This is a genomic window from Olsenella sp. An270 (assembly GCF_002159735.1).
In the GTDB taxonomy this organism is placed as follows: domain Bacteria; phylum Actinomycetota; class Coriobacteriia; order Coriobacteriales; family Atopobiaceae; genus Thermophilibacter.
On the sequence record NZ_NFJF01000003.1, the window covers coordinates 189524 to 202900 of the forward strand.

The 13377-nt window shown below is 68.1% G+C and carries 12 protein-coding genes; 10 read left to right on the top strand and 2 right to left on the bottom strand.

What is annotated here, in order from left to right; all coding sequences use genetic code 11:
- Nucleotides 1-108: 108 nt before the first annotated feature.
- The 5 genes from B5F73_RS05000 to B5F73_RS05020 all read left to right on the top strand — a co-directional run bounded on the left by B5F73_RS05000 (nucleotide 109) and on the right by B5F73_RS05020 (nucleotide 7032).
- A complete protein-coding gene (locus B5F73_RS05000; RefSeq protein ID WP_087227164.1) occupies nucleotides 109-1671 on the top strand; it encodes a 4Fe-4S dicluster domain-containing protein in 1563 nt (520 codons plus the stop codon).
- Nucleotides 1672-1825: 154 nt separating this feature from the next.
- The gene (locus B5F73_RS05005) at nucleotides 1826-2857 is read left to right on the top strand and encodes a nucleoid-associated protein (protein ID WP_087227165.1); all 1032 of its coding nucleotides are present in this window, start codon (nucleotides 1826-1828) and stop codon (nucleotides 2855-2857) included.
- A 98-nt stretch (nucleotides 2858-2955) separates the two neighbouring features.
- Nucleotides 2956-4134, top strand: coding sequence for a CHAP domain-containing protein (locus B5F73_RS05010; RefSeq protein ID WP_087227166.1), 1179 nt, complete (start codon nucleotides 2956-2958; stop codon nucleotides 4132-4134).
- A gap of 436 nt (nucleotides 4135-4570) precedes the next feature.
- Nucleotides 4571-5512: a hypothetical protein gene (locus tag B5F73_RS05015; RefSeq protein WP_087227167.1), complete on the top strand. Its 942-nt coding sequence runs from the start codon at nucleotides 4571-4573 to the stop codon at nucleotides 5510-5512.
- Nucleotides 5509-7032: an alpha-amylase gene (locus B5F73_RS05020; RefSeq protein ID WP_087227168.1), complete on the top strand. Its 1524-nt coding sequence runs from the start codon at nucleotides 5509-5511 to the stop codon at nucleotides 7030-7032. The genes B5F73_RS05015 and B5F73_RS05020 overlap by 4 nt, the downstream gene beginning before the upstream one ends.
- A 117-nt stretch (nucleotides 7033-7149) precedes the next feature.
- Here the strand turns inward: B5F73_RS05020 and B5F73_RS05025 are convergent, their stop codons facing one another.
- Nucleotides 7150-8568 carry a Sapep family Mn(2+)-dependent dipeptidase gene (locus tag B5F73_RS05025; RefSeq protein ID WP_087227169.1) on the bottom strand — a complete coding sequence of 473 codons (1419 nt, stop codon included), beginning with the start codon at nucleotides 8566-8568 and terminating at the stop codon, nucleotides 7150-7152.
- Between the two features lie 129 nt (nucleotides 8569-8697).
- Entirely contained in the window at nucleotides 8698-9375 is a 678-nt protein-coding gene (locus B5F73_RS05030; RefSeq protein WP_087227170.1) for a hemolysin III family protein, read from the bottom strand.
- A 98-nt stretch (nucleotides 9376-9473) separates the two neighbouring features.
- Here B5F73_RS05030 and B5F73_RS05035 point away from each other — a divergent pair, with 98 nt between their 5' ends.
- From B5F73_RS05035 to B5F73_RS05055, 5 genes are all read left to right on the top strand, one after another.
- The gene (locus tag B5F73_RS05035) at nucleotides 9474-9950 is read left to right on the top strand and encodes a hypothetical protein (protein ID WP_087227171.1); all 477 of its coding nucleotides are present in this window, start codon (nucleotides 9474-9476) and stop codon (nucleotides 9948-9950) included.
- A gap of 25 nt (nucleotides 9951-9975) precedes the next feature.
- Nucleotides 9976-10587, top strand: coding sequence for a DUF4203 domain-containing protein (locus tag B5F73_RS05040; RefSeq protein WP_087227172.1), 612 nt, complete (start codon nucleotides 9976-9978; stop codon nucleotides 10585-10587).
- A gap of 445 nt (nucleotides 10588-11032) precedes the next feature.
- Nucleotides 11033-11782 carry a methionine ABC transporter ATP-binding protein gene (locus B5F73_RS05045; protein ID WP_087227173.1) on the top strand — a complete coding sequence of 250 codons (750 nt, stop codon included), beginning with the start codon at nucleotides 11033-11035 and terminating at the stop codon, nucleotides 11780-11782.
- Complete coding sequence (locus B5F73_RS05050) at nucleotides 11775-12458, top strand: methionine ABC transporter permease (RefSeq protein ID WP_087227174.1); 684 nt, start codon at nucleotides 11775-11777, stop codon at nucleotides 12456-12458. The genes B5F73_RS05045 and B5F73_RS05050 overlap by 8 nt, the downstream gene beginning before the upstream one ends.
- Nucleotides 12459-12510: 52 nt before the next feature.
- The gene (locus B5F73_RS05055; RefSeq protein WP_087227175.1) at nucleotides 12511-13362 is read left to right on the top strand and encodes a MetQ/NlpA family ABC transporter substrate-binding protein; all 852 of its coding nucleotides are present in this window, start codon (nucleotides 12511-12513) and stop codon (nucleotides 13360-13362) included.
- Nucleotides 13363-13377 lie beyond the last annotated feature (15 nt).

The following is a 13377-nucleotide window of genomic DNA, read 5'->3' on the forward strand; positions in this document are numbered from 1 at the left end:
CTCGCCGGAACGCGGGGCCCCAAGGTGCCCCGCCTGTGCGATACTGACAGGCTGAGGGGCGCCCCGAGGGGCGCAAGCGAAGACAGGACATCCGGGAGAGGGGCAGCCATGGCCGATACCATGCGCGGCGTGTACACCAACCTGACCGAGATCCGCCGCAACGTGTTCTCCAACGTGGCCAAGATCGCCTACGACATGGCCGAGGACGACGAGAAGACCACCCGTCGCAAGATCCGTGACCTCCCGTATGAGATCATCCCCGGCGACGTCGCCACCTATCGCGAGTCGGTCTTCCTGGAGCGCGCCATCGTGGAGCAGCGCATCCGCCTGGCCATGGGCCTGCCGCTGCAGGGCGTGGACAAGCGCGAGAGCCTCACCGACGGCCTCGCCGACGCCTCGGTCCCCGAGACCTACTACGAGCCGCCCCTGATCAACGTCATCAAGTTCGCGTGCAACGCGTGCGACGACAACATCTACCGCGTGACCAACGCCTGCCAGAGCTGCCTGGCGCACCCCTGCCGCGAGATCTGCCCCAAGGGCGCCATCTCCTTCCGCCACAAGAAGGCCTACATCGACCAGGAGAAGTGCATCCACTGCGGCATGTGCTTCAACGCCTGCCCCTACCACGCGATCCAGCACCACGTGCGCCCGTGCGCGGACGCCTGCGGCATGAACGCCATCGGCTCCGACGAGCACGGCCGCGCCCAGATCGACTACGAGAAGTGCGTCTCCTGCGGCCAGTGCCTCATCAACTGCCCGTTCGGCGCCATCGCCGACAAGAGCCAGATCTTCCAGGTCATCCAGGCCATCAACCGCGGCGACGAGGTCATCGCCGAGGTCGCCCCGGCCTTCGTGGGCCAGTTCGGCGGCAAGGGCAACGTGGACAAGCTGCGCCAGGCCTTCACGATGCTCGGCTTCTCCGGCATGGAGGAGGTCGCCGTGGGCGCCGACCTCTGCACCGTCCAGGAGGCGGAGGACTTCATGGAGGAGGTGCCCGAGAAGATCCCGTTCATGGGCACGTCCTGCTGCCCGGCCTGGTCGGTCATGGCCAAGACCGAGTTCCCGGAGCACGCCGAGTGCATCTCGATGGCCCTCACGCCCATGACGCTCACCGCGCGCCTGCTGCGCCAGCAGCACCCCAACGCCAAGATCGTCTTCGTGGGCCCCTGCTCGGCCAAGAAGCTCGAGGCCATGCGCAAGTCCGTCCGCTCCGAGGTCGACTTCGTCCTCACCTTCGAGGAGATGGCCGGCATGATGAAGGCGCGCGGCATCGACGAGTACACCAAGCTCGAGGGCGAGGGCAGCTCCGACTTTGAGGTCGCCTCCGCGGACGGCCGCGGCTTCGCGGTGGCGGGCGGCGTCGCCAACGCCGTGGTCAACGCCATCAAGGTCATGGACCCCGACCGCGAGGTCAACGTCGTCAACGCCGAGGGCCTGGAGAACTGCCGCAAGATGATGAAGGACGCCGTCAAGGGCAAGTACCCCGGCTACCTGATCGAGGGCATGGCCTGCCCGGGCGGCTGCGTCGCCGGCGCGGGAACGCTGCAGTCGATCAACAAGACCGCGGCCGCGGTGCGCCGCTACGCCAAGAAGTCGCCGCACGCCAACGCCACCGAGAACGCGTTCCGCGACAAGATCCCCTCGCTCGAGCGCGAGGAGGACGGCAAGTAGCGCGCTCTTCTCGTCCGCCGCTCAAATAACGCACAAAATCGTACATGTGCGTTATTTTGACCTGCGAATATAGAAAACTGTGCCTGATTCTGTGCATTAATCGGGGTGGGCGCATAGGCTCCCGCCCCGTCGTTACGACTCGAGAAGGACCTACATGCTCAAGGTAGACCGCGCGATCCTGCACGTCTTTGACTTCGACTCCGGCTCCACCTACCTCTCGGAGCGGCCGCTCGACCTCACGGTCCGTGCGACGCGCTCCTTTGTCCAGCGTCACCTGCGCAAGATCTCCGCCAACGCGGAGAGCCGCCACGGCGAGTTCTCCCGGGACTCCGGCTTTGCCGCCGAGCTCCAGCGCTATCTCGCGGGCGAGCGGGAGTTCGTGGAGTTCTCCGTCGAGATCGCGCAGTGGTTCTGGGAGGAGCTCCGCCGCTCCGAGGACCTCGAGCAGTGCGACCTGCTCGTGGCCGACTTCACCGACACCGACGCGGCGGGCGAGAAGGACGTGGAGTTTGACGGCCCCGCCGGCAGGAGGTTCTTCTCGATCATGCTCCTGCCGCGCCGCCAGGCGTTCGTCCACGAGGTCGGCGGGGACGCCAACGACATCGCGCGCGTGGACGCGACGCTGCCCAACCCGTCGCAGAAGGTGGCGTCCTACGTGCTCGTGGACGCCGAGACCGGAGCGATCGACTTCCATGACAAGGAGCGCGCCGTGGGAGGGGAGCGCGTGAGCATCATCCCCGAGCGCTTCCTGCAGTGCACGAGCGAGGCATCCAGCCACGAGGTCATCGACGAGGTGAGCGTCATCGTGCACGACGTGGCAGAGGAGTTTGGCCTGGAGCCGGCGGTTGAGGTCGGGCGCGCGAAGGCCGCGGTGGCGAGAAGCGCCGACGTGGAGGAGTCCTTCTCGCCCGCCGAGGTGGGCCGCACGGTCTTCGCCGAGCGCCCCGAGGTCGCCGAACGCTTTGAGCAGCGTGTCCGTGAAGCCGAGCTGCCCGAGGAAGCCCCCGTGCGCCGTGGCGTGGCGGGGCGCCTCACGCGCAGCCACAAGATCCGCACGGACACCGGGGTGGAGATCACCTTTCCCTCCGAGCTCGCGGAGCGCCCCGGCTACCTGGACTTCTCGACCGACGCGGAGGGCCGCATCACCATCACCGTGGGCAACGTCGCCAAGATCGAGAACCGCTGAGCGTCAAGGGACGTGTGTCTCTCGTGATTGCGCGGGATTGCCGCTAGAATGATGGCCAGGGTTTCTCGAACACACCTTAACCGCACCAAGGAGACTCCATGTCCCGTATGCACACCCATACGTCGGATGCCGGTATCACCGCACGCTCCGTCACGCGCCGCGACGCGCTGCGCCTGCTGATCGGCGCCGGCATCTGCGCGACCATGTTCCCCGGCGTCGCCGGCGCCGAGACCACCCAGGAGAAGCTCGACGCCGCTCAGATGAGCTACGACCAGGCCCAGGCCGAGCTCGACCGCATCTCCTCCGAGTACGAGGCCATCGCGACCCAGCTCTCCGAGACGACCGCCCAGATCGCCGAGGTCACGGCCCAGATCGACGAGAAGCAGGCCCAGATCGACGAGAAGCAGGCCCAGATCGACGAGAAGCAGGCCGAGATGGAGGCCAAGCAGGAGGTCCTGGCGCGGCGCATGAGCTCGAGCTACAAGGCCGGCCCCTCCTCCACGCTCGACCTGCTGCTCTCGTCTGCGACCTTCGAGGAGCTCACGAGCAACATCTTCTACCTCGACAAGATCACCGAGGCGGACAGTGAGATCATCGCCCAGGTCCGCGAGCTCAAGGAGCAGCTCGAGGACGAGCGCGCCGAGCTCGAGGCCCAGAAGGCCGAGCTCGAGGCGCAGAAGTCCGAGCTCGAGGACCTTCAGGCGCAGCAGCAGGCGCAGCTCGAGGAGGCGCGCGCCAAGCAGCGGGAGTCCCAGGAGCTCGTCGACAACCTTTCAGCCGAGGTCCAGGAGCTCATGGCGCAGCGCGACGCCGAGCTGCTCGCCGCGCAGCAGCTGGCGCAGCAGATGCAGAACCAGGGCGGCGCCAACAGCGTGACCGACACCCCGCTCGTCACGGGCAACGGCTCGCTCTCCGCGGTGGTGAGCGCCTGCTATTCGACGCCCTCGCCGGGTTCCGGCCTGTGCGCGGCGTGGGTCACCAACGTCTTCGTCCGGGCTGGCGTCGGCTCGTTCTGGGGTAACGCCGACGACATGTACTACTCCTGGTGCCACACCCTGCCGTCCAACATCCAGCCGGGCATGATCGTGGCCGTCAACTGCTCGCCCGCGAGTGCCGCCGGCCGCATCTACGGCCACATCGGCATCTACGTGGGCAACGGGACGGTCATGGACAACGTCGGCTACGTGCGGACCATCTCGCTCTCCGAGTGGGTCGGCTACTACAGCGCGCTCGCCACGCCGCTGTGCGGATGGCTCGGCGGGATCGCGCTGTCGTAGCCGCAGCACGGGTCGCCCGGCCGATCCGGGTTTTCCGGCCCTTGTCCGCGCGTCGTCTAAGAAACCCCGCCCTTGTCCGGGTGACTTCCGAGAATGCCCGCCCTTGTCCGGGCGGCTTCCGAGAAGCCCCGCCCTTGTCCGCAGGCGCTCTAAGAATCGCGGCGTTTGTCCCGCCCCGGGCGGCGGAGCCGGGACAACCCCCGCAAATCCTAGATGGCGCGCGGACAAGGGCGACGTTTCTTAGACGGCCTGCGGACAAGGGCGACGTTTCTTAGACGGCCTGCGGACAAGCCCGACGATTCTCGGAGCGGTCGGCGACAAGGGCGGCGATTCCCAGAACGCACGGCACGCCGCGGACCGCTCGGGCGAGAAGAACGGTGCGCTCGGGTATACTCCCTACGTCCGATTACGTTCGCCCGCGTCCGAAGGGAGCCGCATGGAGGACCTCGAGCCGTCGGTCCCTCGCACGCCCACGCAGGCGGTCCTGCGCATGGTGTCGATCCTCATGGGCGGTATCGGCGCGCTCGTCCTTGTCGGCGGGCTGCTCGTGCTCGTTCCGGGCGTGCTCGGCGGGAGCGACCTGTGGGCGTCGGTCACCTTTGGCGTGATGATCCTCGTGGTCGCCGGTCTTCTCGTCCTCACGGCGGTTCTCGGCCTCGCTGCCTCCAACAACTCGGCGCGCGTGGGGCCGTACCGGTTCCTGTGCTATCTCGTGGGCCTCGCCGTGCTGGTGGCCATCGTGTGGGGCTGGGGGATGGGCACGTTCATCCTGTTCAACCCCATCGTCCTCACCACGACGATCGTCTACGTGCTGATCTGCTCGCGCCTGGCCGACAAGGTCAAGGAGGAGCACGACCGCGGCGTTGAGGGCGAGACGTTCCTGCGCTCGCGCCACCAGCGCGTGCTGCACCTGCTCTCCGAGCTCGTCATCCTGAAGGGCGTGCTCACCGTCGTGGTGGTCGTCGTGATCGGCGCGGGGCTCGTCGTCTACGGGGAGGGCGAGCGGGCGGTCATCTCGGGCGTCCCGGTGACGGTGACGGGCACGCTCTACGCGCTGCTGGCGTTTGGCGGCATCTCCGCGGGCCTGGCCGTTGGCGTGGGGGCGCTCGGCATCTGGGGGTCCAACCGTCCCCAGAGGATCAAGCCGTTCCTGGTGGTGGCCGCGCTGACGCTGCTGCTCGATCTCGTCCAGGTGGTCGGGCATGTGGTGGAGCGCGGCGTCTTCGGCTTGTCGTTCGACCTCGTGCTCGACGTCGTATTCATGGCGGTCTGCGTCTACCTGGCCGTTCGCATCGACCGACAGCCCACGCCCGAGGAGCTCGCCGCCGCTGCCGGCGTCGCCCTCGTGGCCGGGCCCGACCTCACGGAAGAATCATGACCAACGGAACCATGCTCCAGGGCTTCTCCTGGTACCTGCCTGCCGACGGCTCGCACTGGCGCCGCCTCGCCGAGCAGGCCCCGACCTTCGCCTACGAGGGGATCACCGCCGTCTGGCTGCCGCCCGCCTACAAGGCCGAGAAGGGCGGCGAGGACGTGGGCTACGGCGTCTATGACACCTACGACCTGGGCGAGTTCGACCAGAAGGGCACCGTGCGCACCAAGTACGGCACCCGTGCCGAGTACGAGGCCGCGGTGCGCGCGCTGCAGGAGAACGGCATCCAGGCGCTCGCGGACATCGTTCTCAACCAGCGCCTCGGCGCGGACGGCTGCGAGGACGTGCCGGCCCGCGAGGTGCAGGCCAACAACCGCGAGGCCGTTCTGGGCGACGTCCAGACCATCTCCGCGTGGACGCGCTTCGACTTCCCCGGTCGCGCGGGCGCCTACTCGGACTTCACCTGGGACTGGACGTGCTTCCACGGCGTGGACTGGGACGACCGCGCCAAGCGCAAGGCCGTCTTCCTCTTTGACGGCAAGCACTGGGACAGCGCCGTCGACCACACCGAGAACGCCAACTACGACTACCTCATGGGCGCCGACGTCGACGTGAACGACCCGCGCGTCTTCGACGAGCTCGTGCGCTGGGGCTGCTGGTACGTGGACGCCTGCGGGCTGGACGGATTTCGCCTGGACGCGCTCAAGCACATCGACCGCGGCTTCTACCTGCGCTGGCTCGACGCCGTGCGCAAGCACGCCGGCAAGGAGCTCTTCACGGTGGGCGAGTACTGGGGCCGCACCGTGGACGAGCTGCTGTCCTACCTCGGCGAGGAGCGCGCGCTCTCGCTCTTCGACGTGCCGCTGCACTACAACCTCTACGCGGCGTCGTGCTCCAACGGCGACGTCGACCTCTCCAAGATCTTCTCGGGCACGCTCGTGGAGCGCGACCCCGTGCACGCCGTGACCTTTGCCGAGAACCACGACACGCAGCCCGGCCAGGCGCTGCAGTCCTTCGTCCAGACGTGGTTCAAGCCGGCCGCCTACGCGCTCATCCTGCTGCGCGAGGCGGGCTACCCCTGCGTCTTCTACGGAGACCTCTACGGCATGCCCAACGACGGCAACATCCCGGCCGTGGCGGAGCTGCCGCTGCTCATGGAGATCCGTCGTCGCTTCGCCTACGGCACGCAGCATGACTTCCTGGACGCACCGGACGTGATCGGCTGGACGCGCGAGGGCGACGAGGAGCACGAGGGCAGCGGCGTGGCCGTGGTGCTCACCGACCGTGACGGCGGCGAGAAGCGCATGTTCGTGGGCGCCGGCCACGCCGGAGAGACCTGGAGCTGCGTCATCGGCGAGCAGGACGACGCCGTGGTGGACGCCGAGGGCTGGGCCACGTTCCGCACGCTCGGCGGGCGCCTCTCGGTCTACCTGCCGGAGAAGACGGCCGACGCGCTCGAGCACGACCGCCAGCTCCACCGCATCGCCCGCGACATCGCCTCCGACACCGAGAAGATGCGCGCGTAGACCCTCTGCTTACAGAGGCAGGGGCAAGGTCCGCCGCGAGTTCTTGCCGAGCGTCCTTCTCGGCAAGCTGTCTGAGCGCCGGGCCTTGCCCCTGCCCCGGGGTTGCGTAGGGGATGCCTACAGCTCGAGCTCCATCAGGCGGGCGATCGAGACGATGTAGATCTTGAGCGCGCGGCGCATGGCCTCCTCGGAGACGCCCTCGTCGGGGCCGTGCTCGCCGCCGACCCACTCCGGCAGCTCGTCGGCGGGGTCCTGCGGGCCAAAGGCGCAGGCGCGGGCAAAGTGGCGCGCGTAGGTGCCGCCGCCGATCGTGAACGCCTTGCCCTCGCGGCCGGTGTACTCGGCGTAGGTGTCGAGAAGGGCGTGAATCTCCGGGCTGTCGGGGCTGATGTAGAACGGCTCCTCGCCGCGGCCGGGCTCGTAGGTGCAGCCGTGGGCCGCGGCCAGTTCGGCGAGGCGGGCGGTGATTTTCTCGGCCGTCGTGGTGGTGGGGAAGCGCGAGTCCACGGTCTGCGTGAAGCGGCCGTCGACGGTGCGCACGACGCCGGCGACGAGCGTGAGGTCGCCGAACTTGTCGTCGGTGGCGGCGACGCCGGCGGCGCGGCCGTAGGCGTCCTCGGTGAGGGCCACGAGCAGCTCGAGGAAGTTGCGCTCGCCCGAGCCCGCGAGGTCGTTGGCGAGCAGGTAGCGCGCGAGCACGCCGATCGCGTTGACGGTGCCTGCGGGCATCGAGGCGTGGCCGCCGATGCCGGTCGCCGTCACGCGGGCGAGGCCGTCGCCGGCGGGCTCGACCTCGATGCGCTCCGCCGCGGGCAGCGTCGCGGCGTCGGCGCGCACGAGCGCGGTCGCCGAGCGGGGGATGGCGTTGGAGACCGTGCCGCCGGAAAGCTCGACGATCTTCTCGCCCGCCACGGCGCCCGAGGTGAACTCGCCGCCGTAGAGGCCCTTCTCGCCGCAGATGAGCGGGAACTCGGCGTCGGGGGAGAAGCAGAAGAGCGGCTCGGGGTAGCGCTCGAGGTAGTACGGCACGTCGCCCATGCCGGTCTCCTCGTTGTTGCCGATGATGCAGCGCAGCGTGTAGGGCAGCTCGCGGCCGGCCGTCGCGCGGCGAGCGAAGAAGTGCGCAGCGTAGAGCGAGAGCACGAAGGGTCCCTTGTCGTCGGCCACGCCGCGGCCGATCAGCACGCCGTCCTTGCGCGTGACGGCGAGCGGCGGGAAGTGCCAGCCCTCGCCCGTGGGAACGATGTCGGTGTGGGCGATCGTGGCGACGTAGCGCTCGGGGCCGGAGGCGCCGGGGACGTCGGCAAAGCCCAGGTAGCCGTCGAGGTCCGTGACCTCGAGGCCCAGGCGCTCGGCCATGCGCTCGGCCTCGACGAGGGCGTCGTTTGCGGCCGGGCCCCAGGGCTTGCCGGGCTCGGCGGCGGCGAGGTCCTCCACGGAGTCGTGGCGCACCAGCCGGTCGATGTCTGCGACGACGTCCTCCCAGACCTCGTCCACGTAGGCGTCTACCTCGCGCTTGAGCTGCTCGTCAATCATGCGTCCTCCTCCGCACGGCGGTTGTTCTCGCCGACCATCTTAGCGCCGATAGAGAGGAGAACCATACACACCTATCCAAAATGTGCCCGCAGAGCCCCGAAAAGGGGGAGGTGTGTATGGTCGGTGCGCCTACACCACGAACAGGAGCGCGGAAAGCGTGATGCAGACGCTGCCGGCCAGCGTGAACAGGTGGAAGACAAAGTGCAGGTAGGGGACCTTCTTGATGGCGTAGAAGACCGCGCCCACGGTATAGCTGAGGCCACCGGCGAGAAGCAGCCAGAACGCGGGCGGCGGCAGGAGCTCCCAGAGGTCGCCTATGTGGAAGACCACGAGCCAGCCCATGAGGACGTAGACGAGCGCGGTGAGCCAGGCAGGCTGGCGCTCGCGCAGCAGGCACTCGGCGACGATGCCCACCACGGCCACGCCCCACACGGCGCAGCACAGCACAAGTCCCCCGCGGTCGGCCAGCGTCACCAGCGAGAAGGGCGCGTAGCTGCCGGCGATGAGCAGGTAGATGCCACAGTGATCGAGCACGCGAAAGACGGCCTTGGCCTTCTCGGGGGCGAGCGCGTGGTAGAGCGTGGAGAAGAGGTACTCCACGATGAGCGAGACGCCCATGATGATGGCCGCCGCCAGCCGCGCGCCGCCGCCGTGGGAGACGGCCATCACGATCAGCAGGACGAGCGCCGCGATGCCGAGAAGGACGCCCACCCCGTGCGACACCGAGTTGGCGATCTCCTCGCCGAGCGAGTAGAGGCGCTTGCGCAGACCGCGCTTCTCGCCGGCTGAGCTGGTGGCTTCAACCATGGTCCCTCCCTGGGGACGAGGGCCGCTTCGGGGGTATAATGGCCCGGATTTGTCTGTCTGGGGAAAGCATACCCCTCGGGCCCGTCGGGGAGGGCGCGTTGAAGAAATCGACGTTCATCGGAAACCTTGCGGCATGGGTCGTGGTGGCCGCGGCGTGCTGCGCGTTTCTCGCGTGGTGGCACACCGGCGAGGGGACCGCGAACATCTCCGACCCGCTCGTGCAGCTCGGCGTGGTTCTCGCCGCGCCCCTGCTGCTCTTCGCGATCGGCGCCCTGATCGGTATCGCGCTGATGTGGTTCAAGAAGATCCTCGTCGGGCGCGTGGCCAAGCGCGTGTGCCAGGTGATCGGCGTGCTCTCGCTCCTCATGCTGCTGCTCACCGGCATGCCGGTCTTTGTCCCCGCCGCTGAGGACGCGCTGCTGGGCCCGGCCTTCGTCGTGGTCTACGTCACGATGGTGGCGCCGCTCCTCATCATGATGCTCGGCTTCGTCTACGCCGTCGGGTGCGCTGGCGTCGACAAGAGCAAGCGCGGGCCCTTTGCCAAGTACCTTCCCGAGGACCACTTCGACGACTAGTCCCCGACCAACGGAGAGAGACCCAATGGAATTCGTGATCGTCTACCTGCTCGTGAACATCGCCGCCGGCGCCGTCGCCTGCTTCTTTGGCAAGCGCCTCTTCTACGTGGTGCTCGGCCTGCTCGTGTTTCTCGGCGTGTTCAACATCGCGCTCTCGTCCACGAACGGGTCCGCGCTCTCGTTCGTGATCGCCGCCGTGCTCGGCGTGGTCGCGGCGCTCCTCTCCAAGTTCGTCTACAGGGCAGGCGTCTTCCTCGTGGGCTTTGCCGCGGGCGCCGCGCTCGGCTTCGTGGCCACGATGCTCCTCCCGCAGGAGGCGGGCGACTTCCTCGGCGTGATCATGGTCGTGGCCGGCCTGCTGCTGGGCCTCGCCGCCGCGCACTGGTCCGACCTCGCCGTGCGCGTGGGCACCGCCTGGACGGGTGCCACGTTCGTGGTGCCCAACGTGCTCGCCGCCGTCCTCGCGCTCCCGGCGCTCTCCGCGCTCGCCGTTCCCGGCGACGCCACGGCGACCTTCGACGCGCTCTCCGCCTACATCGCCAGCGACTTCTCCGCTGCCTACGGCACCGCGATCCTCGTGGGTACGATCGCCCTCGCCATCGTGGGCGTTGTGGTCCAGGCGCACCAGAAGGACTAGGAATCGCCGCCCTTGTCCGCCGTGCCTCTAGAAATCGCGGGGGCTGTGCGCGATTTGGCGCCTATGGCGGTACAAGCCCGGCATTTTCTAGAAGATCTGGCGACAAGAACCGCCATTCCTAGAGCGTGCCCGCGCCCCGCGGTACAAGGCCGCGGTTTTCTAGAAGCCCCTCTGACAAGGCTCCGGTTTTCTAGAAGGGAGCGGCCTGCCCTTTGTCACGCGCGTGTAACGCTTCTTGCGCGCGTTATGGCCCGCTGCTAACGTATCCAGCATGAAGAGCGCTGTCGCACATATCACGATGATGATGGTCATGGAGATGCCCAAGCCCGGGCACTCTGCCGTGTCGTGCGCACGTCGCACGGACGGGGAGACCGGGCGCCTTCACTAGGTCGTCTCCGGCGGGAGGCGGCCCTCCCAGTTCACGTCATCGAGCGGAGCCTCGCGCATGATCCAGATCAAGAACCTCACCAAGACCTACGGCAGCGCGCCGGACGCGCCGCATGCCCTCGACGACGTCTCCATCGACGTCGCCGACGGAGACATCATCGGCATCATCGGCATGAGCGGCGCCGGCAAGTCCACGCTCGTTCGCTGCATCAACCTGCTCGAGCGCCCCGACTCCGGCCAGATTCTCGTGGACGGCCAGGACGTCACGGGCCTCACGGGCGCCGCGCTGCGCGCGTACCGCCGCCGCGTGGCGATGATCTTCCAGAACTTTGGCCTTCTCGCCCAGAAGACGGTGCTCGCCAACGTGTGCTTCCCGTACAAGGCGGCCACCGGCCGCGTCACGGCGGAGAACCGCGAGCGTGCGCTGGAGCTGCTGGACATGGTGGGCCTGCGCGACCGCGCCGACTCCTACCCCAGCCAGCTCTCCGGCGGCCAGCAGCAGCGCGTGGCCATCGCCCGCGCGCTCGCGTGCGACCCCGAGTACATCCTCTGCGACGAGGCCACGAGCGCCCTCGACCCGGCGAGCACCAACACCGTCCTCAAGCTCCTGCGCCAGATCAACCGCGAGACCGGCGTCACGATCATCGTGATTACGCACTCCATGGGCGTGGTCGAGAAGATCTGCCGCAACGTCGTGGTGCTGGAGCACGGGCACGTCGTGGAACGGGGGAGCGTGGCGGACGTCTTCGCCGACCCCCAGTCCCAGGCCGCCAAGGTACTTCTCGAGAGGGTTGATTGGGATGCCTGATGTTGTGAACGCCTTCCTCGCCGAGTATGGCGAGCTGCTCGCCGAGGGCACCCTCTCCACCATCGTGATGGTGCTGGTGCCCACGGCCATCTCCTACGTCCTCGGCCTTGCGCTCGGCGTGGTGCTCTACCTCACCGCGCCCGGGTCGCTGCGCCCGATGCCGGTCCTCAGCGCCGTCCTGGGCTGGGTGGTCAACATCCTGCGCTCGTTCCCGTTCATCGTGCTCATGGTGTTCATCATCCCGTTCACGCGCCTGGTCATGGGCACGGCCTCGGGACTCGCGGGCATCATCCCCCCGCTCGTGCTCGCCACCACGCCCTTCATCGCGCGCATGGTCGAGCAGTCGCTCGCCGAGGTTCCGCGCGAGAGCGTCGAGGCCGTCGAGGCCTGCGGCGCCAGCGTGCCCCGCATCGTGTTCTCGGCGCTTCTGCCCGAGGCGTTGCCCTCGATCGTCCGCGGCGTGGCCGTCGTGCTCATCGCCGTGCTCGGCTACACCGCCATGGCCGGCGCCATCGGCGCGGGAGGCCTCGGCGACATCGCCGTGCGCTACGGCTACTACCGTCGCGTCGACGAGGTCATGGTCGTGGCCGTGATCGTGCTCGTCGTGATCGTCCAGGTGATCCAGAGCGTCTGCGACCTCGCGGCGCGTCGCGTGGACCACCGCATCCAGAACTAGCGGGCGAGAAGAACCCCTCGCCCCGAACCCCGACTCCCAAAGGAGAAATGCCATGTCCCACAACGTCACCCGTCGCTCTCTGCTCTCCGCCACCGCCCTTCTCGCCACCTCCGCGCTCGCCGCGTGCGGCGGCAACGGCGGCTCCGACGACGGCGCGTCCGAGGAGGCCTCCGCGACCCTCACCGTGGCCGCCAGCCCCAGCCCCCACGCCGAGATCCTGAACGACTTCGCCGCGCCGCTGCTCGCCGAGCAGGGCATCACGCTCGAGGTCAAGGAGTACACCGACTACATCCTGCCCAACCAGGACACCACCTCCGGTGAGGTCGACTGCAACTACTTCCAGCACCTCAACTACCTCAACAACTACAACGAGGAGAACGGCACCGACCTCGTGAGCGTGGGCAAGATCCACTTCGAGCCGATGGGCGTGTTCGCCGGCAAGTCCGACGACCTCGCCGCCATCGCCGACGGCGCCACGATCACCATCCCCAACGACGCCACCAACGAGGGTCGCGCGCTGCTGCTTCTCCAGGACCAGGGCCTGATCACGCTCTCCGAGGATGCCGGCATCACCGCCACCCCCAACGACATCGTGGACAACCCGCACAACGTGAACTTCATCGAGCAGGAGGCAGCGATGCTGCCCTCCACCCTCGCCGATGCGGACTTCTCGGTCATCAACGGCAACTACGCGATTGACGCCGGCCTCACCCTCGCCGACGCCGTGGCCCAGGAGAGCGCCGACTCCGACGTCATCAAGAACGAGTACGCCAACGTCATCGTGACCACGCCCGACAAGGAGTCCGACGAGAAGATCGCCGCCCTCGTTGACGTGCTCACCACCGACGACTTCAAGGCCTACCTCGAGGAGACCTTCGGCGACTCCGTCCAGGCCGCGTTCTAGGAAACCACCCAGACC